Below are 16,468 nucleotides of genomic sequence, written 5' to 3'. Positions count from 1 at the left end.
CGTCAAAAGTACTCAGACGAGCTGCGGGACGGTCTGGGCCAGGACGACGATCTCGTCCGGCCAGACCGGCTTGGCGAACAGGTAGCCCTGGCCGTACGGGCAGCCCATCTCCGACAGCGCGGCCCGCTGGCCGGTCTCCTCGATGCCCTCGGCGATCACCTTGAGGTCGAGGTTGCGGGCCAGCGCCACGATCGAGTCCACCATCGTGTGCTGCTGGTCGCTGGTCAGGATGTCGTCGATGAAGGACTTGTCGAGCTTGAGCACGTCGACCGGCATCTGCCGCAGGTAGCTCAGCGAGGAGTAACCGGTGCCGAAGTCGTCGATCGCGATGCGTACGCCCATCGCCCGCAGCGTGCGCAGATCCGACCAGACCTGTTCGGCGTCGCGCAGCACCAGGCTCTCGGTGATCTCCAGGACCAGCCACTCGGGTCGGGCGCCGGCCTGGTCGAGGGCGTCGCGCACCCGGTCGACGAAGCCGGGGGTGCGGAACTGCCGGGCCGAGACGTTGACGCTGATGTACTGCAGCGACAGGTCCGGGTCGTCGGCCCGCCAGCGGGCGAACTGGCGCAGCGCCTCGCGCAGCACCCAGTCGCCGATCGCGACGATCGCGCCGCTCTCCTCGGCCACCTCGATGAAGTGGTACGGGCTGAGCAGTCCCCGGGTGGGGTGCTGCCAGCGCACCAGCGACTCGACGCCGGCGATCAGGCCGGTGTTCAGGTCGACGATCGGCTGGTAGAGGTTGCGGAACTGCTGCTCGTCGATGGCCTCGTGCAGCGCGGCGCGCACCTCGAGGCGCTGCGTCATCGCCGTGTGCAGCTCCGGCTGGTAACGCTGCCAGGTGCCCTTGGCGTCGCCCTTGGCCTGGTAGAGGGCCAGGTCGGCATGGCGCAGCAGTTCGGTGGCGCTGGTCGCGTCGGTGCTGGCGGCCACGCCGACGCTGGCGGCGCCGCTGACGATGTGGGAGCCGCCGAGGCCGTCGGAGACCTCGAACGGCACGCCGAGGGCCGCCACGATGGCCGCCGCGACCTCTTCGGCCTCGGCCTCGTCGGCGCAGGCCTCGATCAGCACGGCGAACTCGTCGCCGCCCATCCGGGCGGACGTGGCCGCGCCGTCGACGACCGAGGTGATCCGCTGGCCGACCGTGACCAGGAGTTCGTCGCCGACCGCGTGCCCGAGGGTGTCGTTGACCTCCTTGAAGTCGTCGAGGTCGACGAAGAGCACGCTCAGCACGGTGCCGCTGCGCTCGGCCGCGGCGAACGCCCGCTCGAGCCGGTTGCGGAACTTGACCCGGTTGGCCAGCCCGGTGAGGCCGTCGTGGAACGCCAGGTGGGACAGGTCGTCCTCGAGCCGCCGGCGCTCGGTGACGTCGCCGATGGTCAGCACGAGGCCGCCCACGGTCGGGTCGTCGCGCAGGTCGCGGCCGTCGACCTCGACCTGGATGATCCGGCCGTCGGCGCAGAGCACCGCCAGGTCGGGGGTGCCGTCGGTGCCCCGGCCGTCGCGGATCGCGGCGAGGATGTTCTGCATGGTGCGGTGGTGGCTGACCGCGACGAGTGCGGAGAGCGGCGTGCCGGCCAGGTCGGCGTGGCCGAGGACGGTGCCGGCCGACGGGCTGGCGTAGCGGATGTGGTCGTCGTCGGTGACGATCAGGATCACGTCGGAGGCGTTCTGGATCAGCGTGCGGAACCAGGCCTCGCTGTCGCGGCGGCTGACCTCGCCGGTCAGCGCGATCCGCTCGAGGACGACCTCGACCTGCGCGGTGAGTGCGGCGAAGGTGTCCGCCATGTCGCGCAGCAGGCCGCCGTTGGCGGCGATGACGCCGACCAGCTGCCGGGTGGGCGTGCCGGGCAGCCGCAGGCTGCCGACCAGGTAGGCGTCGTAGCCGTCGTCGGTGCGCACGGCGGCCGGCACCTGGTCGGCGCCGACGACCCGGACGCCGGTGTTCCGCGGCGAGTCGGTCTCCTCGATGAGCTGATAAAGCTCGTACGGGGTGTCGCGGGGCATCAGGTTCTCGATGGCGTCCGCGGTGGCCTGCAGCGCGTCGTCGACGGTGGCCGCCGCGAACAGCTTGTCGCCGGCCTTGCGCAGCGCCCGCTCCCGGGCCCGGGCCCGCAACTGGTCCAGGGCCAGGCCGTTGACCCGGAAGATGACCAGCACGAACATCAGCGCCGCGGCGCCGGCGATGACCGGCGCGTCGATGACGCCGTCGCGGGCGTTCTCGATGTCCCGGCCGTGGATCCACTCGAGGTAGAGCACGGCCGGGGCGATCAGGGCGGCCGAGGCCATCCAGATGATCCGGTTCGGGGACGTGCCGGCGGACGCGGCGGCCGGTTCGGTGAGGTTGCGCATCGACGGCATCAGGGCGACGAAGCCCATCGCCGCGTAGAAGACGATCCAGCCGAGGTCGACGGGGCCGCCGAGGCTCCAGTTGCTGCCGAGCTGCGACTGGCCGTAGAGCACGTCCGAGATCAGCAGGCCGACCATCGCGAGGCTGACGACGGAGAGCACCTTCGGCCGCTTGCCCGGGGTGGTGAGCATGCGCAGCGTCATGGCCAGGACCAGCACGTCGCCGAGCGGGTAGCCGACCGAGACCAGCTTCTCCAGCAGCGACAGGTCCTGCGCCCGGGTGTACGGCGCGATCCAGTAGACCCAGGACAGCAGGCCGAGCCCGACCGTCGGCACCAGCGCGTCGAGCAGCGCGGCCCGGTTGCTGCCCCCGCCGCCGCGCAGCCGCACGAACATGATGAAACCGGCGGTGAGCAGCGGATAGACGGCCAGGTAGAGCCAGTCGGCGATGCCCGGGAAGGCGGGCACGCGACCGAGCAGAATAATCAGGTTGTACGCGTTGTCGCCGGTGTTGAAGACGATCAGCGCCGCCGCGACGAGATACCACGGCAACTTCCGGGAGGGCTTGTTCAGGCGTACGCCGAGCAGGATCATCGCCGCGCTGGAGTAGCCGATCGCCGCCCACGTGTAGAGGTGGCTGCCGGGGAAGGTGTAGTAGACGGCGGAGAGCACCACGATCCACGCGGCAAAGCACGCCTGTGCGGCTCGCGTCGTCATCCGCCCTCCGATCCGGTCCGGACAGCGAATTGCTGTCAGGCGTTTCATCGGGTGCTCCGCCGCCGGCTTGAGCGCTTTGCGGGATCACCGTCGTAGGATTCGCCGGAACTTTTCGCCCACGGGCCGCGACTGTTGTATCCGGGGCAGGCATCTCCGTCAGTAAAGGTGGTAACAGAGTGCGGTTCGGTTCTCGGGTGGTCACGGTGGGTGCCGTTGCCGGGTTCGCGGTGCTGGGAGTGGCCGGCCCGGCCCTCGCGCACGTCGAGGTGAGCGCGGACAAGACGACCGCCGGTGCGGAAAACGTTACGCTGACCTTCAACGGCGAGGCGGAGAACGACAAGGCCGGCATCGCCTCGGAGCGGGTGGTCCTGCCGGCCGGCCTCGCCCCGGCCAGCGTTACCCTGGTCAAGGCCCCAGCGGGCTGGACCTTCACCGCCAACGCGGACGGCTTCACGGTCGGCGGCAAGGCGCTCAAGGTCGGCGTCGACGCGGTCTGGAAGGTCAAGATCGCGAAACTGCCGGACGGCGAGACCCGCCTTTCCTTCAAGACCCTCGAGACGTACGGCGACGGCGAGGTCGTTCGCTGGATCGAGATCCAGGAGGCCGGCCAGGACGAGCCGGACCACCCGGCCCCGCTCGTCACCCTCAAGCCCGGCCCGTCGACGGCGCCTTCCTCGGCCGCCCCCTCCTCGGCAGCTCCTTCGGTCGAGCCCTCGTCGGCCGCGCCCGTCGTCACCGCGTCAACCCTGCCGTCGAAGACCACCGACCACAGCAGCAGCACCTGGTGGATCTGGGTGCTCGCCGTCGTCGTGGTCGCCGCCGTGCTCGGGTTCGTGCTGCTCAGGCGGCGTAAGGCTGATTCCGAACAATCGACAGACGTTAATTCTTAATCTGTCGTAAACCCACTGTCCGGGCCGCCCCCGGCTGCTGATCCCGGACGCCGAGTCGCCTGCAGCCCTCTGGAGCTAAGAGCTGGACAGCCCGCGGTGGGCGAACTCGATCAGCCAGGCGAAACTCTCCTCGGCGTCGGCGTCCCATTGGAAGCCGTTGGAGGCCTGCAGGGTCGCGAACCCGTGCAGCAGGCTGCGCAACGTGCGCAGCGCGTGATCCATCTCGGCCGTCGGGATCCGGTAACCGCGCAGCACCGCAGCCATCGACCCGATCAACCGGTCGCCGGCCACGGCGAGCGGGTCCTCCGGCCCGGTGACCGGCTCGCCGGTGGTGGACGCGTACCGGCCGGGGTGTTTCAGCACGTAGTCGCGCATCGCGCGGGCGAGCGCGTCGAGGGCCTCGCGGCCGGCCAGCCCGCCGATCGCCTCGCGCACCTCGTCGGCCGCCTCGGTGGCGGCCAGGGCGGCGACCCGGTGGGTGAGATCGGCCAGGCTGTCGACGTGCTTGTAGAGGGACGGCGTGCGGACGCCGAGCCGCTCCGCGACCAGGCCCATCGTGACGCCGGCGAGGCCGGCCTCGTCGGCGAGCGCGGCCGCGGCCGCCACCACGGTCGCGGTGTCCAGGCCGGCCCTAGGCACGCGCGGCCGTCCGGGCCAGGAACGGCAGGAGCAGCGCGATCGTCTCGTCCGGGAACTGGGTGTGCGGGTAGTGCCCGGCGCCGTCGATGACCGCGACCGTCCCGATCCCGTCCGGCATGGCGGCGACGATGGCCTCGCCCTCGGCGCGCGGGTCGGCCCAGTCCGGGTCGAGCGTGCCCTCGACGATCAGCGCCGGGCAGCGCACGCCGCCCAGGTGCTCGCCGGCGTCGGACGGCGCCGACATGGCCATCTTCTGCATCGCCTTCATCCGGCCCGGCTCGCTCATGTTGCCCCGGATCCGCTCCACCTGCTCGGCCCAGTCGGCCGGCTTGGGCCCGGGGAACGCCACGTCGAGATAGCTGAGCCACATCTTCACACTGCCCAGCATGCCGGTGCCGAGCAGTCGCGTCATGCCCGCCCGGTACCGCTTGACCTTCAGGTCGCCCAGCCTGACCGACTGCGCCCGGGTGAACGGCGCCAGCTCGACGACGCCGCTGACCAGCTCGGGCGCCTGCGCCGCGGCGATCGTGGCGGCGCCACCGGAGATCGAGTGCCCGACCAGCACGGCCGGCCCGCCGAGGTGCCGGATCAGCGCGATCAGGTCGCCGGCGATGTCGGTGCGGCTGAACGAGGCCCACTCGGTGCTGGACTCGCCGCTGCCCCGCAGGTCGGCCGCGGCCACCCGGTAACCGGCGGCGACCAGCCGCGGAATCACGAAGCGGTACGCCGCGCGGCTGTCGCCCATCCCGTGCGCCAGCACGACCAGCGGGCCCTCGCCGGTCACCTCGTAGGCGATCCGGCCCGTACCGATGCTCAGGTATTCGGTCATGACGTCCTCCAGTTGGCTAATCCCGTTAGCTAAAAGCTAATCGCATTAGCCAACTAGGTCAAGTGTGGTCTGGCGCACGTCGGTTTCGGTGCGCCGGTGATCGCCAGACGTACGAGCTGGGCCTGGTTGACTGAGCGCATGCCGTTCGTCTCCACCGGGGAATTGCCCTCGCCCCAGCTGGTCCAGCAGGCCGTCGACGAGGCCCACGAGCGGTACCGGGGCGAGGACGGCGGTCGCCCCTCGGCCCAGTACCCGGCCCTCGAGCGGGTGCCGGCGCACCTGTTCGGGCTGGCCGCGGCGGGGGTGAGCGGGTTCCGGCACGCGGCCGGCGACGCCGATCACGGGTTCGCGATGATGAGCGTGGCCAAGCCGTTCGTGTTCGCGCTGATCTGCGAGGCGCTCGGCCCGGCCGCCATCCGCGACCGGCTCGGTGTGAACGCCACCGGCCTGCCGTTCAACTCCCTCGAGGCGATCGAGCGCGGCCCGGCCGGCCGCACCAACCCGATGGTCAACGCGGGCGCGATCGCCGCCGCCAGCCTCGCCCCGGGTGTCGGGGCCGAGCAGAAGTGGGCGTTCATCAGCGCCGGCCTGTCGAAGTTCGCCGGCCGGGAGCTGCCGCTCGACGAGGAGATCCACCCGTCCGTCGCGAAGACCAACTTCCGCACCCGGGCGCTGGCCAACCTTCTCCAGACGTACGGAAATCTCGGCAGTGACCCGGACGACGCGGTGGATCTCTACACCAGGCAGAGCTGCCTGCGGGTGACCGCCACCGACCTGGCCGCGATGGGCTCGGTCCTCGCCAACGGCGGCGTCCACCCGCGCACGGGGGAGCCCATCGTCGCGCCCGAGACCTGCCACTACGCGCTCGCCGTGATGGCGACGGCCGGCCTCTACGAGACCAGCGGGGATTGGCTGTACGAGGTGGGCGTCCCCGGCAAGAGCGGCATCGGCGGCGGCATCGTGGTGGTGTCCCCGGGCAAGGGCGCCTTCGCCGCGTTCTCCCCGCCGCTGGACGATGTCGGCAACAGTGTCCGCGGCCGGCTCGCGGCCGGCTACCTCTCCCGGCGGCTGGGCCTGAGCCTGTTCGTGTCGGAGCCGGCCGATCCGTCAGCCGGCCAGCGCGTCGATCAACCGCCGGGCTGACCCGGCCAGGTTCCACCGCTCGGCCAGCACCAGCAGCGCGTCCGGATGCTTCGGCGCCCGCGGCAGCGCCGGATCGAAGGCCGGCAGCTTGACGTCGAGCGCGACCTTGCAGACCGGCAGCGCCTTGTCCAGATAGTCACGAGCGGCCGCCAGCTTGGTCCGCACGCCCGGCGCGAACCCGGCCTCCGGATCGTCGAGGGCGGCCATGATCTCCGGGATGCCGCCGTAGCGGGTGACCAGCCGCGCCGCCGTCTTCTCGCCGACGCCCGCCACGCCCGGCAGCCCGTCGCTCGGGTCGCCGCGCATGGCGGCGAAGTCCGCGTACCACCGGGCCGGCACCCCGTACTTCTGCTCGACCAGCGCGTTGCCGGCGTCCTCGAGTTTCGCCACGCCGCGCCCGCAGTAGAGCAGGCGGGTGCCGCGCTCGTCGTCGACCAGCTGGAACAGGTCACGGTCGCCGGAGACGACCTCGACCGGCCCCGGCTGGGTGGCGGCGAGGGTGCCGAGAACGTCATCCGCCTCGTACCCGTCGACGCCGAAAGCCGGAATCCCGATCGCCGCCAGCGTCTCGAGCAGAATGGGCACCTGCTTCTCGAGCGAAGCCGGCACCACCTCGACGTCGCCGTGGGCGACGCGGTGTTTCTTGTACGACGGGACCAGCGCCACCCGCCACTCGGGCCGCCAGCTTGCGTCGAGCGCGCACACCACCCGGTCGGGCCGGCGGGTGCGGATCAGCTGGGCGAGCATGTCGAGGAACCCGCGGATCGCGTTGACCGGCTCCCCGGCGGGCGTCTGCGCCGCCTTCTCCGGGATGCCGTGGAAGGCGCGGAAGTAGAGGCTGGGCGCGTCGACGGCGAGCAGCGGCGGTGAGGTCACGAAGGACAGATTAGCCTGCGATGATGCGCGCCGTTGTTCTTGATTCCCCCGGCCCACCGGAGGCCCTCCGGATCCGTGAGCTGCCTGTTCCCGTACCGGAGCCGGGTTGGGTGTTGGTCGAGGTGAAGGCGTTCGGGCTGAACCGGTCCGAGTTGCACACCCGATGGGGTCTGGCCGAGGGTGTCGTCTTCCCGCGGGTGCCCGGCATCGAGGCCACCGGCGTGGTGGCCGCCGCGCCCGGCGGCGAGTTCGAGGCCGGGCAGCAGGTCATGACGATGATGGGCGGGATGGGCCGGGTCTTCGACGGCGGCTACGCGGAGTACACGTGTGTGCCGGCCGGTCAGGTCATCCCGTTCCGGTCCGACCTGGACTGGGCGGTGCTGGGCGCGGTGCCGGAGATGCTCCAGACCGCGTACGGGTCACTCACCGTGGCCCTCGACAGCCAGCCGGGGGAGACCCTGCTGATCCGCGGCGGCACCTCGTCGGTCGGCATGGCCGCCGCCGTCCTGGCCCGCCGCCAGGGCATGACCGTGCTGTCGACGACGAGATCGCCGAGGCGCACGCCGACATGGAGGCGAACCGGGCCACCGGAAAGTTGGTGGTGTCGATGCAACCCCAAAACCCAAACGATCGTTAAGATTGGTGGGTGACCGTTGACCGGATCCTGCCCACCGAGGAGGCGCACGACCTCCTCGATCTGACCCGTGAGCTGGCCACCCGCGAGCTGGCCGGCAAGGCCGACGACTACGAGCGCCGTGGTGAGTTCCCCCGCGACATCCTGCGCACGCTGGGCCGTTCCGGCCTGCTGGGCCTGCCCTACCCGGAGGCCGACGGCGGCGCCGGCCAGCCGTACGAGGTTTATCTGCAGGTCCTGGAGACCCTCGCCGGCCACTGGCTGGCGATCGCCGAGGCGGTCAGCGTGCACACCCTCGCGTGCTACCCGGTGTTCGCGCACGGCACCGAGCGCCAGCGCAAGATGCTGCCCGACCTGCTCGGTGGCGAGCTCCTCGGGGCGTACTGCCTGTCCGAGCCGCAGGGCGGCTCCGACGCCGCCTCGCTGACCACCCGCGCCACTCGCGACGGTTGCGGCTGGTCGGTCAGCGGCACCAAAGCCTGGATCACCCACGCCGGCCAGGCGGATTTCTACAACATCTTCTGCCGTACGGGTGGGGACGGCGCCCGTGGCATCTCGTGCCTGCTGGCCGAGGCCGGCACCCCCGGGCTGCACCCGCAGAAACCGGAACGCACGATGGGCCTGCGCTCGTCGCCGCCCGCCCAGGTCGTCCTCGACAACATGCACGTCGACGCCGACCACCTGGTGGGGGAGGAGAACGGCGGCTTCCGCATCGCGATGGAGGCACTCGACGCCGGCCGGCTCGGCATCGCCGCGTGCGCGGTCGGCCTGGCCCAGGCCGCGGTGGACTACGCCGCGGCGTACGCATCGGAACGCACCCAGTTCGGCAAGCCGATCGCCAGTTTCCAGGGCCTCGGTTTCCTGCTCGCCGACATGTCCACCCAGGTCTCGGCCGCCCGCGCCCTGCTGCTGTCGGCGGCCCGTCTCAAGGACGCCGGCCGCCCGTTCACGATCGAGGCGGCCAAGGCGAAACTGTTCGCCACCGACGTGGCCATGAAGGTCACCACCGACGCGGTGCAGGTGCTCGGCGGTTACGGCTTCGTCAGCGACCACCCGGCCGAGCGCTGGTTCCGCGAGGCCAAGGTCCTGCAGATCGTCGAGGGCACCAACCAGATCCAGCGCCTCGTCATCAGCCGGTCGCTGACGCGCTGACCGTCCGGCCGGGCGAAATGGGGTTGTCCGGCCAAGTAGGGTTTGCGCCGTGGAAGAGATCGACCGGGCGATCGTGGGCGCCCTCACCGCGGACGGCCGCTTGTCGTACACGGACCTGGCCGAGAAGGTCGGGCTCAGCGTCTCGGCGGTGCACCAGCGGGTGCGCCGCCTCGAGCAGCGCGGGGTGATCGCGGGCTACACCGCGAAGGTCTCCTACGAGGCGCTCGAGCTGCCGCTGACCGCGTTCGTGGCGATCCGCCCGTTCGATCCGTCCCAGCCCGACGACGCGCCCGAGCGGCTGGCCCACCTGGCCGAGATCGACTCGTGCTACTCGGTGGCCGGCGAAGACTTCTACCTGCTCCTGGTGCGGGTGGCGAGCCCGGCCGACCTGGAGCGCCTGCTGCAGGAGATCCGCACCGCGGCCAACGTCACCACCCGCACCACGGTGGTCCTCTCCACGCCGTATGAGAACCGGCCGCCCCGCATGCCGCCCGCCCCGGACCCGACTGAACTAGCATCCTAGGACGCGCCAGGCGGCGTGCCGCCCTACTCATCACCACCGAGCACGGCGGCCTTGCGCAACAACACCGCCCGCTCCTGCGTGTTAGCGCATAGGCGGGCCGCCAATTCCAGCTCCGCGCGGGCCTCGGCGGTCCGGCCCAGCCGTGACAGCAGCTCGCCCCGCACCGTCGGCAGCAGGTGCGAGCCGGCCAGGCGGCCGCTGACCACCAGGTCGTCCACGAGATCGAGGGCGGCCTGCGGGCCCTGGCTCATCGCCACCGCGACGGCCCGGTTCAGCTCCACGACGGGCGAGGGCGCGAGCCGACCCAGCGCCTCGTAGAGCACCACGATCCGCTCCCAGTCGGTCTCCGCGACCGAGGGCGCGGCGGCGTGGCAGGCGGCGATCGCGGCCTGCAGTCCATAGGGGCCGAGCCCACGCCCGGCCGCCTGGGCCCGGCCGAGCGCGGCCAGTCCACGCCGGATCGCCGACCGGTCCCACCGCCGCCGGTCCTGGTCCTCCAGCAGCACCGCCTCGCCGTTCGGGCCGGTGCGCGCCGGGAACCGGGCGGCGGTGAGCTCGAACAGCGCGAGCAACCCGTGCACCTCCGGCTCGCCGGGCAGCAGCGCACTCAGCATCCGGGCCAGCCGGGCCGCCTCGCCGGCCAGGGCGGCCCGCAGCAGCGAGTCCCCGGACGTCGCGGTCGAGCCCTCGGTGAAGATCACGTAGAGCACGCTCAGCACGCCGCCGAGGCGGTCGCGCCGCTCGTGCGCCGGTGGCAGCTCGAACGGCACGCCCGCCGCCGCGATCGTCTTCTTCGCCCGGGTGATCCGCGCCTGCACGGTCGCCACCGGCACCAGGAACGCCCGCGCGATCTCCTCGCTGGTCAGGCCGCCGACCACCCGCAGCGTCAGCGCGACGCGTGCCTCCGGCGCCAGCACCGGGTGGCAGGCGACGAACATCAGCGCGAGGATGTCGTCGTCGATCCGGTCCGGGTCCCACGGCAGGTCACCGGCCTGGCCGGCCGGTGGCGCGCCCGAGGAGATCTCGCCCTCGGTGAGCGGCCGCGCCAGCAGCGCGTACCGCTCGTCGCGGGCCGACCGGCGCCGGAAGCTGTCGATGGCTCGCCGCCGGCCGGTCGCCAGCAGCCAGCCCACCGGGTTGGCCGGCGCGCCGTCGCGGGCCCAGCCGGTCAGCGCCTCGGCGAGCGCCTCCTGGGCGACGTCCTCGGCCAGCTCGAAGTCGCCGCTCCAGCGGGCCAGCGCGGCGACGATCCGGGCGGACTCGATCCGCCACACCGCCTCGACGGCCCGGCGGGCCGTCTCGGCAGCGGCGTCGTCGCTGTTGTCGCTCAGAGCTGGCCCGTCCGTTCGCGCCAGGCCCGCTCCCGCACGACCCACTCGTTGTCCTGCGGGAACTCCTCGATCCCTGGCACCCGCCGGATCTCGGTCTTCGAACCGCCGAACGCCGGCATCCGCTTCGCCCACTCCACGGCCTCTTCCTTCGATGCCACGTCGATCAGGTAGAAGCCGCCGAACAGCTCCTTCGTCTCCCCGTACGGCCCGTCGGTCACCATCGGGGTCTCGGCGCTGTAGTCGACCACGACGCCCTTGCTCGGATCGTCCAGCCCTTCGGCGGCCAGCAGCACGCCGGCCTGGATCAGCTCGTCGTTGAAGCGCCCCACCGTCTCGAGCATCTCCTCGAACGGCGTCGACATCATCTTCGCGACGGACTCGTCGGTGCCCCGCATGATCAGCATGTACTTCGCCATCTCGGCGTCACTTCCCCTCGTCATCAGGCCAGCTTCCCGACCTTCTCTACCCCAGGTCGAACGGCCCCGCCGCGGATCGACACGCCCGCCGAATTTCTTTCCGCGAGCCCGCCCGCCCTCGGCCGGCCGCTCGGGACGGCTATTCCGGCGGCGTCCACCGGTAGTGCGTCGACGTGGTGATCTCGTGGAAACCGCACCGGCGCAAGATGGGTGCGCTGTCCGGGGACGCGTCGACGTGCAGCAGCCGGAATCCGCGGGCGGCGGCTTCCCGGGCCCGCGCGGAGATCATGGCGCGATAGAGCCCGCGTCCCCGCCATTGCGGCAGGGTCGTGCCGCCGAGCAGGGCGACGAACTCGGTGCCCGGGTTGTACACGGTGAAGGCCGTGCAGACGAGCCGGTCACCGGCCTCGGCGACCAGGATGGTGATCTGGCCCGGATCGGCCGCCACCCGGGCGGTGAGGTCGCCGGCGACCCACGAGCAGTCGTACCCCCAGACCTCGGTCTGGTGGTCGGCGATGCGGCGCAGGTCCTCGGCCTCGCTGACCTGCCGCAGGACGACGCCGTCGGGCAGGACCGGCTCGGCCGCCGCTTCCGCGGCGAAACCGAGCAGCACCGTCGACGGCTCCTCCGGCACGAAACCGGCCGATTCGAGCCGCTCGGGAAGATCGGCGGGCCGGTCATGGGCCCGGACCTTCCACTCGACGCCCTGGCCGCGGGCCTGGAAGAAGTCACGTTGGCGGGCGATCAGGCGGTCGAGTCCGGCGCCGGTGACGCCGAGGTCGCGCGGCGGCCGTATTCGTCCCACATGCGCGCCGACGATCCGCAGGAGCGGGCCGTCGTACTCGTAGGACATGCCGGCCGGGACCTCGCCGGTCGGCATGCGCATCTGTGCGTCGTAGGCGGCCAGGAGCGCGGTGGTATCGACCATGCTCACATGGTGCCCGGATCACGGCCGCAGGACGACCTTCCCGAGGTTGGCGCGGGACTCGATGATCTGGTGCCCGGCGGCGGCCTGCTCGAGCGGGAGTTCGGCGTGGACGGCCGGGCGCAGCTTGCCGGTGCGGGCCAGCTCCCACAGCTGCTCGCCGTGCTGCCGGTAAAGCGCCGGTTGGGTGGCGGCGAACCGGGCCGGCGCGAAGCCGGTGATCGTCTTCGCGCCGCCCAGCAGGTCATAGGCCGGCACGGTGCCGCCGCCCGCGTTGAAGAAGATCAGCCGGCCGCCGGGGCGCACGGCGGCGAGGGCACGGGGCAGCAGGTCGCCGCCGACCGCGTCGAGGACGACGTCGACCGGCTCGTCCCAGCGCCCCAGCTGATCGATCTGCTGACCCGGATCGTCGCCGCCCCCGAGGCGCCGAGAGATCAGGTCGGCAGGTCGGCTCGGGCGCAGTCGGCGATGTAGGGGAGGGCGAACTCGGTTCGGCCGACCAGCTGGGGGTGGGTGGAGGCCAGGCGGCGGACCTCGTTGAGGACGGCCGCCCGTTCGTCCGGTCGCATCAGGATGATCTGGCTGCGGGAGGCGACCATGTCGATCAGCCGGTCCGGGCCCAAGGTCTCGACCCACTCGAAGCTCGCCTCCCCGAGCGGCCCGAACGGCGGCCCGATCGCGGTGCGGGGCCCGCTCGCCTCGTTGCCGATCACCTCGCCGAGGCGGCGGACCCAGTCGGTGCGTTCGTCGCGCAGGTTCCAGACCAGGCCGAGGCGGCCGCCGGGGGAGAGGACCCGGGCGATCTCCGGCGCCGCCCGCGCGGGGTCGACCCAGTGCCACGCCTGCGCCATCAGCACCACGTCGGCGGCGCCGTCGGGCAGCGGGATGTCCTCGGCCGAGCCGCGCAGCGCCGGCACGCCGGGAACGGCCCGCTTCAGCTCGTCGAGCATGCCCGGCGACGGATCGATCGCGGTGACGTCGAGGCCGCGGGCGCGGATCTGCCGGGTGAGTTTCCCGGTGCCGGCGCCGAGGTCGACGACGCGGGGCCGCCCGGCGGGAAGCAGCCAGTCGAGGGCGGTCTCGGGATAACCGGGCCGGCCGCGTTCGTAACTGGCGGCAACGGGGCCGAACGAGTTCGCGTGCGCGGCATTGTCATCCATATAGAAGATCCTAATATCGCGGTATCCTAGGATGATCTACGCGTGGTGCGCCGGGTCACACTGTTTCAAGACGGCGCCCCGAGGGCACAAACCTTCCAGGCACAACCATGGAGGGTTGAAGAATGAGCTTCACTGACAAGGTCAAGAACGAGGCCGACGAGCTGTCCGGCAAGGCGAAGCAGGCCGTCGGCCGCGCCACCGACAACGAGTCCCTGGTGGCCAAGGGTGAGGCCCAGGAGGCCGGCGCGGAGGCCCGCAAGGCTGCCGAGCACGTCAAGGACGCCGGCAAGGACGTCAAGGACGCCTTCAGCTAAGCCCCACCAGGTAGCGGTTAACGGCAGAAGGGCCCCGGGTCACCCCGGGGCCCTTCTGCACCCCCAGGGAACTAGTCTTCGGCCGCCTGCTTGCGCCACCACGCCTGGCCGCTGTCCGGCAGCGTGTCGATCGGGTCGTAGTAGGCGTACGTCTTGGAAAGGGCTTCGTCGTCGTTCTGCTCGATCGACGTGCGGTAGTTCTTGGTCCAGTACGAGATGCCGTTCTCGCGGTCGTAATCGGTGAGCATGTGCACCCAGCGTTTGCCGACGAACGGCACGTCGCAGACGATCCGCGGGGTCGCGTAACCCGGCAGGTAGCCCATCATGTCGTGCTGCAGCTGCTGGGCGTGCCAGACCGGCACCCGCCAGTGCTCGGCGTTGGGGATCATGTCGCACATGTAGAAGTAGTACGGCAGGATGCCGGCCTCGCCCTGCAGCCCGAAGCACAGGTCGAGCAGGTCCTCGGTGGTGGCGTTGACGCCGCGCATGAGCACGCCCTGGTTGCGGACGTCGCGCACGCCGATCTCCAGCATGGTGCGGACCGCCTTGGCGACCAGCGGGGTCAGCGAGTTCACGTGGTTGACGTGGGTGTGCACGGCGAGGTTGACGCCGCGCCGCTGGGCGGTGATGGCGACCCGCTGCATGCCTTCGACGACGTCGTCCTGCAGCCAGTGCTGGGGCAGGCCCATGAGGGCCTTGGTCGCGAGGCGGATGTCACGCACGGTCGGCACCGACAAAAGACCCATGAGGTACGTCTCGAGCTGCTTCCACGGCACGTTCGCGACGTCGCCGCCGGAGACGACCACGTCGCGTACGCCCGGGTGGGCCTTGAGGTAGGCGAGGTGGGCGTCGTACCGGTCGACGGGTTTGAGGGAAAGCCGCAGCTTGTCGACCGTGGGGGTGCTGTTGCCGACGAGGTCCATGCGGGTGCAGTGCCCGCAGTACTGCGGGCAGGTGGACAGCAGCTCGGCGAGGACCTTGGTGGGGTAGCGGTGGGTGAGGCCCTCGGCGACCCACATGTCGTGCTCGTGCAGGGAGTCGCGGGTGGCCTGCGGGTGTGACGGCCACTCGAGGTGGCGGTCGGTGGCGACCGGGATCATGTAGCGGCGGACCGGGTCGTTGTAGAACGACTCCGTGTCGGGCACCCGGTCGGGCACCATGGTGTTGAGCATCTGCGGCGGGATCAGCATCGACATGGTGGCCAGGCGCTGCTGGTCGGTTTCCAGGTCGGTGTAGAACCGCTCGTCGAGCAGGTCGCCCATGAGTGCGCGCAGTTGTTTGACGTTCTTGACGCAGTTGACCCGCTGCCACTGGGAGGACTCCCACTGGGCGGCGGTGACGTCCTTCCAGCCGGGGAAGCGGGTCCAGTCCGGTTCGACCAGGGGTCGCCGCTGGTAGTCGTAGGGCTGGCCGTTCATCGCTGCCTCCTGGACGCCGTCGTCGAACCCGAGCTCCAACCTACTGGATTATTTTTCGTCTAGAAACCTCGTGTCCGTAGGATTTACGGTAGGACCGCATCTCGAGCTTCTTGATTTCTTGTTAAGGATGGGTTTCATGAGTGCATCTGTTGGTCTGCGCCGGGTCCTCGAGCCGGCCGGGGTGCTGCCGCAGGCGGCGTGGCGGCTGGATGCGAGCCCGGAGATCGCGGCCGACGAGGTGCGCATCGCGGTCGAGCGGCTCAACCTGGATGCGGCGAGTTTCCGGCAGTTGTCCGAGAAGCACGGCGGCGACGGCGCGAAGGTCCGCGCCGAGGTCCTGGAGATCATCGAGACGCGCGGCAAGATGCACAATCCGGTCACCGGCTCGGGCGGCATGCTGATCGGCGTCGTCGAGGAGGTCGGCTCGGAGTCGCCGCTGGGCCTGAAGCCGGGCGACCGGGTGGCCACCCTGGTGTCGCTGACGCTGACCCCGCTGCGGATCACCGAAACGGACTGGGACGGAAAATCCGAACAAATCCCAGCGAGGGGTACGGCGATCCTTTTCGGTCGCTCGGTGGTCGGGGTTCTGCCGGACGACCTCGATCCGTCGCTCGCGCTGGCCGTGTACGACGTCTGCGGCGCCCCGGCGCTGACCGACCGGGTGGTGCGCGAATACGACGCCCCGGTCACGGTGACGGTGCTCGGCGGGGCCGGCAAGAGCGGTTCGCTGTCGCTGGCCGCCGCGCGGCTGGCCGGGGCGCGCACTCTCGCCGTCGTCCGGGATTCGGATGAAGAAAAAGCGGTGCGGGAGGCCGGTCTGGCCGACGCGGTCGCGATCGCGGACGCCCGCGACCCGGTCGCAGTGGCGCAGGCGGTGGGGGAGCCGGCCACGATCACCGTGGTCTGCGTCGACGTTCCCGGCTGCGAGCACGGCGCGATCCTGGCCACCGCGGCCGGCGGCACGGTCATCTTCTTCTCGATGGCGACCAGCTTCCCGGCCGCCGCGCTCGGCGCCGAGGGCCTGGCCGCGGACGTGACGATGCTCATCGGCAACGGTTACGTGCCTGGCCACGCCGAGTTCGCGGTCGATCTGGTGCGCCGTGTCCCGGCGGTCCGCCGCCTGTTCGACTCGCGGATCGCGGGACACTGACGGGC

17 protein-coding genes are annotated in these 16,468 nt (G+C 71.2%); 7 read left to right on the top strand and 10 right to left on the bottom strand.

Translation table 11 applies throughout. The features are described from left to right. Positions 1–12: 12 nt before the first annotated feature. The gene (locus AB0E90_RS14305) at positions 13–3,063 is read right to left on the bottom strand and encodes an EAL domain-containing protein (protein WP_360403998.1); all 3,051 of its coding nucleotides are present in this window, start codon (positions 3,061–3,063) and stop codon (positions 13–15) included. Positions 3,064–3,239: 176 nt separating this feature from the next. Here AB0E90_RS14305 and AB0E90_RS14300 point away from each other — a divergent pair, with 176 nt between their 5' ends. Further along, positions 3,240–3,953: a DUF1775 domain-containing protein gene (locus AB0E90_RS14300; RefSeq protein WP_360403995.1), complete on the top strand. Its 714-nt coding sequence runs from the start codon at positions 3,240–3,242 to the stop codon at positions 3,951–3,953. Between the two features lie 75 nt (positions 3,954–4,028). Here the strand turns inward: AB0E90_RS14300 and AB0E90_RS14295 are convergent, their stop codons facing one another. Both AB0E90_RS14295 and AB0E90_RS14290 read right to left on the bottom strand, forming a co-directional pair. Beyond that, on the bottom strand, positions 4,029–4,592 hold the full coding sequence (locus AB0E90_RS14295) for a TetR-like C-terminal domain-containing protein (protein ID WP_360403992.1): 564 nt from the start codon (positions 4,590–4,592) through the stop codon (positions 4,029–4,031). Further along, positions 4,585–5,421 carry an alpha/beta hydrolase gene (locus AB0E90_RS14290; protein WP_360403989.1) on the bottom strand — a complete coding sequence of 279 codons (837 nt, stop codon included), beginning with the start codon at positions 5,419–5,421 and terminating at the stop codon, positions 4,585–4,587. Before AB0E90_RS14290 ends, AB0E90_RS14295 begins: the two co-directional genes overlap by 8 nt. 126 nt (positions 5,422–5,547) lie before the next feature. Here AB0E90_RS14290 and glsA point away from each other — a divergent pair, with 126 nt between their 5' ends. Then, the gene (glsA, locus tag AB0E90_RS14285; protein ID WP_360403986.1) at positions 5,548–6,564 is read left to right on the top strand and encodes a glutaminase A; all 1,017 of its coding nucleotides are present in this window, start codon (positions 5,548–5,550) and stop codon (positions 6,562–6,564) included. Here the strand turns inward: glsA and AB0E90_RS14280 are convergent. Then, positions 6,529–7,440, bottom strand: coding sequence for a 5'-3' exonuclease (locus AB0E90_RS14280; RefSeq protein ID WP_360403983.1), 912 nt, complete (start codon positions 7,438–7,440; stop codon positions 6,529–6,531). The two genes, glsA and AB0E90_RS14280, sit on opposite strands and share 36 nt — an antisense overlap. A gap of 110 nt (positions 7,441–7,550) precedes the next feature. Between AB0E90_RS14280 and AB0E90_RS14275 the strand changes: the two genes are divergently transcribed. The 3 genes from AB0E90_RS14275 to AB0E90_RS14265 are packed head-to-tail and all read left to right on the top strand — an operon-like array spanning position 7,551 to position 9,749. Continuing rightward, positions 7,551–8,090 carry a hypothetical protein gene (locus tag AB0E90_RS14275; protein ID WP_360403980.1) on the top strand — a complete coding sequence of 180 codons (540 nt, stop codon included), beginning with the start codon at positions 7,551–7,553 and terminating at the stop codon, positions 8,088–8,090. Beyond that, positions 8,087–9,226 (top strand): acyl-CoA dehydrogenase family protein, encoded by a 1,140-nt coding sequence (locus AB0E90_RS14270; protein ID WP_360403977.1) that lies wholly within the window; start codon positions 8,087–8,089, stop codon positions 9,224–9,226. The genes AB0E90_RS14275 and AB0E90_RS14270 overlap by 4 nt, the downstream gene beginning before the upstream one ends. A 49-nt stretch (positions 9,227–9,275) precedes the next feature. Further along, positions 9,276–9,749: an Lrp/AsnC family transcriptional regulator gene (locus AB0E90_RS14265; protein WP_360403974.1), complete on the top strand. Its 474-nt coding sequence runs from the start codon at positions 9,276–9,278 to the stop codon at positions 9,747–9,749. A 23-nt stretch (positions 9,750–9,772) separates the two neighbouring features. On the opposite strand, the gene AB0E90_RS14260 is transcribed toward AB0E90_RS14265, so the two are convergent. The 5 genes from AB0E90_RS14260 to AB0E90_RS14240 all read right to left on the bottom strand — a co-directional run bounded on the left by AB0E90_RS14260 (position 9,773) and on the right by AB0E90_RS14240 (position 13,581). Then, on the bottom strand, positions 9,773–11,080 hold the full coding sequence (locus AB0E90_RS14260; RefSeq protein WP_360404384.1) for a DUF6596 domain-containing protein: 1,308 nt from the start codon (positions 11,078–11,080) through the stop codon (positions 9,773–9,775). Next, positions 11,077–11,520 (bottom strand): YciI family protein, encoded by a 444-nt coding sequence (locus tag AB0E90_RS14255; RefSeq protein WP_360403971.1) that lies wholly within the window; start codon positions 11,518–11,520, stop codon positions 11,077–11,079. Before AB0E90_RS14255 ends, AB0E90_RS14260 begins: the two co-directional genes overlap by 4 nt. A gap of 115 nt (positions 11,521–11,635) precedes the next feature. Then, positions 11,636–12,424 (bottom strand): GNAT family N-acetyltransferase, encoded by a 789-nt coding sequence (locus AB0E90_RS14250; RefSeq protein ID WP_360403968.1) that lies wholly within the window; start codon positions 12,422–12,424, stop codon positions 11,636–11,638. An 18-nt stretch (positions 12,425–12,442) separates the two neighbouring features. Continuing rightward, positions 12,443–12,805: a zinc-binding dehydrogenase gene (locus AB0E90_RS14245; RefSeq protein WP_360404381.1), complete on the bottom strand. Its 363-nt coding sequence runs from the start codon at positions 12,803–12,805 to the stop codon at positions 12,443–12,445. 50 nt (positions 12,806–12,855) lie between these two features. Beyond that, complete coding sequence (locus AB0E90_RS14240; protein ID WP_360403965.1) at positions 12,856–13,581, bottom strand: class I SAM-dependent methyltransferase; 726 nt, start codon at positions 13,579–13,581, stop codon at positions 12,856–12,858. A gap of 122 nt (positions 13,582–13,703) precedes the next feature. Between AB0E90_RS14240 and AB0E90_RS14235 the strand changes: the two genes are divergently transcribed. Continuing rightward, the gene (locus AB0E90_RS14235; RefSeq protein ID WP_360403962.1) at positions 13,704–13,895 is read left to right on the top strand and encodes a CsbD family protein; all 192 of its coding nucleotides are present in this window, start codon (positions 13,704–13,706) and stop codon (positions 13,893–13,895) included. 71 nt (positions 13,896–13,966) lie between these two features. Here the strand turns inward: AB0E90_RS14235 and AB0E90_RS14230 are convergent, their stop codons facing one another. Next, positions 13,967–15,313 carry a lysine 2,3-aminomutase gene (locus tag AB0E90_RS14230; RefSeq protein WP_360404378.1) on the bottom strand — a complete coding sequence of 449 codons (1,347 nt, stop codon included), beginning with the start codon at positions 15,311–15,313 and terminating at the stop codon, positions 13,967–13,969. A gap of 136 nt (positions 15,314–15,449) precedes the next feature. Here AB0E90_RS14230 and AB0E90_RS14225 point away from each other — a divergent pair, with 136 nt between their 5' ends. Then, on the top strand, positions 15,450–16,463 hold the full coding sequence (locus AB0E90_RS14225) for an L-erythro-3,5-diaminohexanoate dehydrogenase (protein ID WP_360403959.1): 1,014 nt from the start codon (positions 15,450–15,452) through the stop codon (positions 16,461–16,463). Positions 16,464–16,468 lie beyond the last annotated feature (5 nt).

Source organism: Actinoplanes sp. NPDC026619 (genome assembly GCF_040638295.1).
GTDB lineage: Bacteria > Actinomycetota > Actinomycetes > Mycobacteriales > Micromonosporaceae > Actinoplanes.
This window is presented reverse-complemented; position numbering and strand designations above follow the sequence as displayed.

What these genes read in the sequence shown, in the direction of transcription:
- AB0E90_RS14305 (WP_360403998.1), bottom strand. Translation starts at nt 3,063, where the DNA reads ATGACGACGCGAGCCGCACAGGCGTGCTTTGCCGCGTGGATCGTGGTG.
- AB0E90_RS14290 (WP_360403989.1), bottom strand. Translation starts at nt 5,421, where the DNA reads ATGACCGAATACCTGAGCATCGGTACGGGCCGGATCGCCTACGAGGTG.
- AB0E90_RS14255 (WP_360403971.1), bottom strand. Translation starts at nt 11,520, where the DNA reads ATGACGAGGGGAAGTGACGCCGAGATGGCGAAGTACATGCTGATCATG.
- AB0E90_RS14250 (WP_360403968.1), bottom strand. Translation starts at nt 12,424, where the DNA reads ATGGTCGATACCACCGCGCTCCTGGCCGCCTACGACGCACAGATGCGC.
- AB0E90_RS14240 (WP_360403965.1), bottom strand. Translation starts at nt 13,581, where the DNA reads ATGGATGACAATGCCGCGCACGCGAACTCGTTCGGCCCCGTTGCCGCC.
- AB0E90_RS14235 (WP_360403962.1), top strand. Translation starts at nt 13,704, where the DNA reads ATGAGCTTCACTGACAAGGTCAAGAACGAGGCCGACGAGCTGTCCGGC.
- AB0E90_RS14230 (WP_360404378.1), bottom strand. Translation starts at nt 15,313, where the DNA reads ATGAACGGCCAGCCCTACGACTACCAGCGGCGACCCCTGGTCGAACCG.
- AB0E90_RS14225 (WP_360403959.1), top strand. Translation starts at nt 15,450, where the DNA reads ATGAGTGCATCTGTTGGTCTGCGCCGGGTCCTCGAGCCGGCCGGGGTG.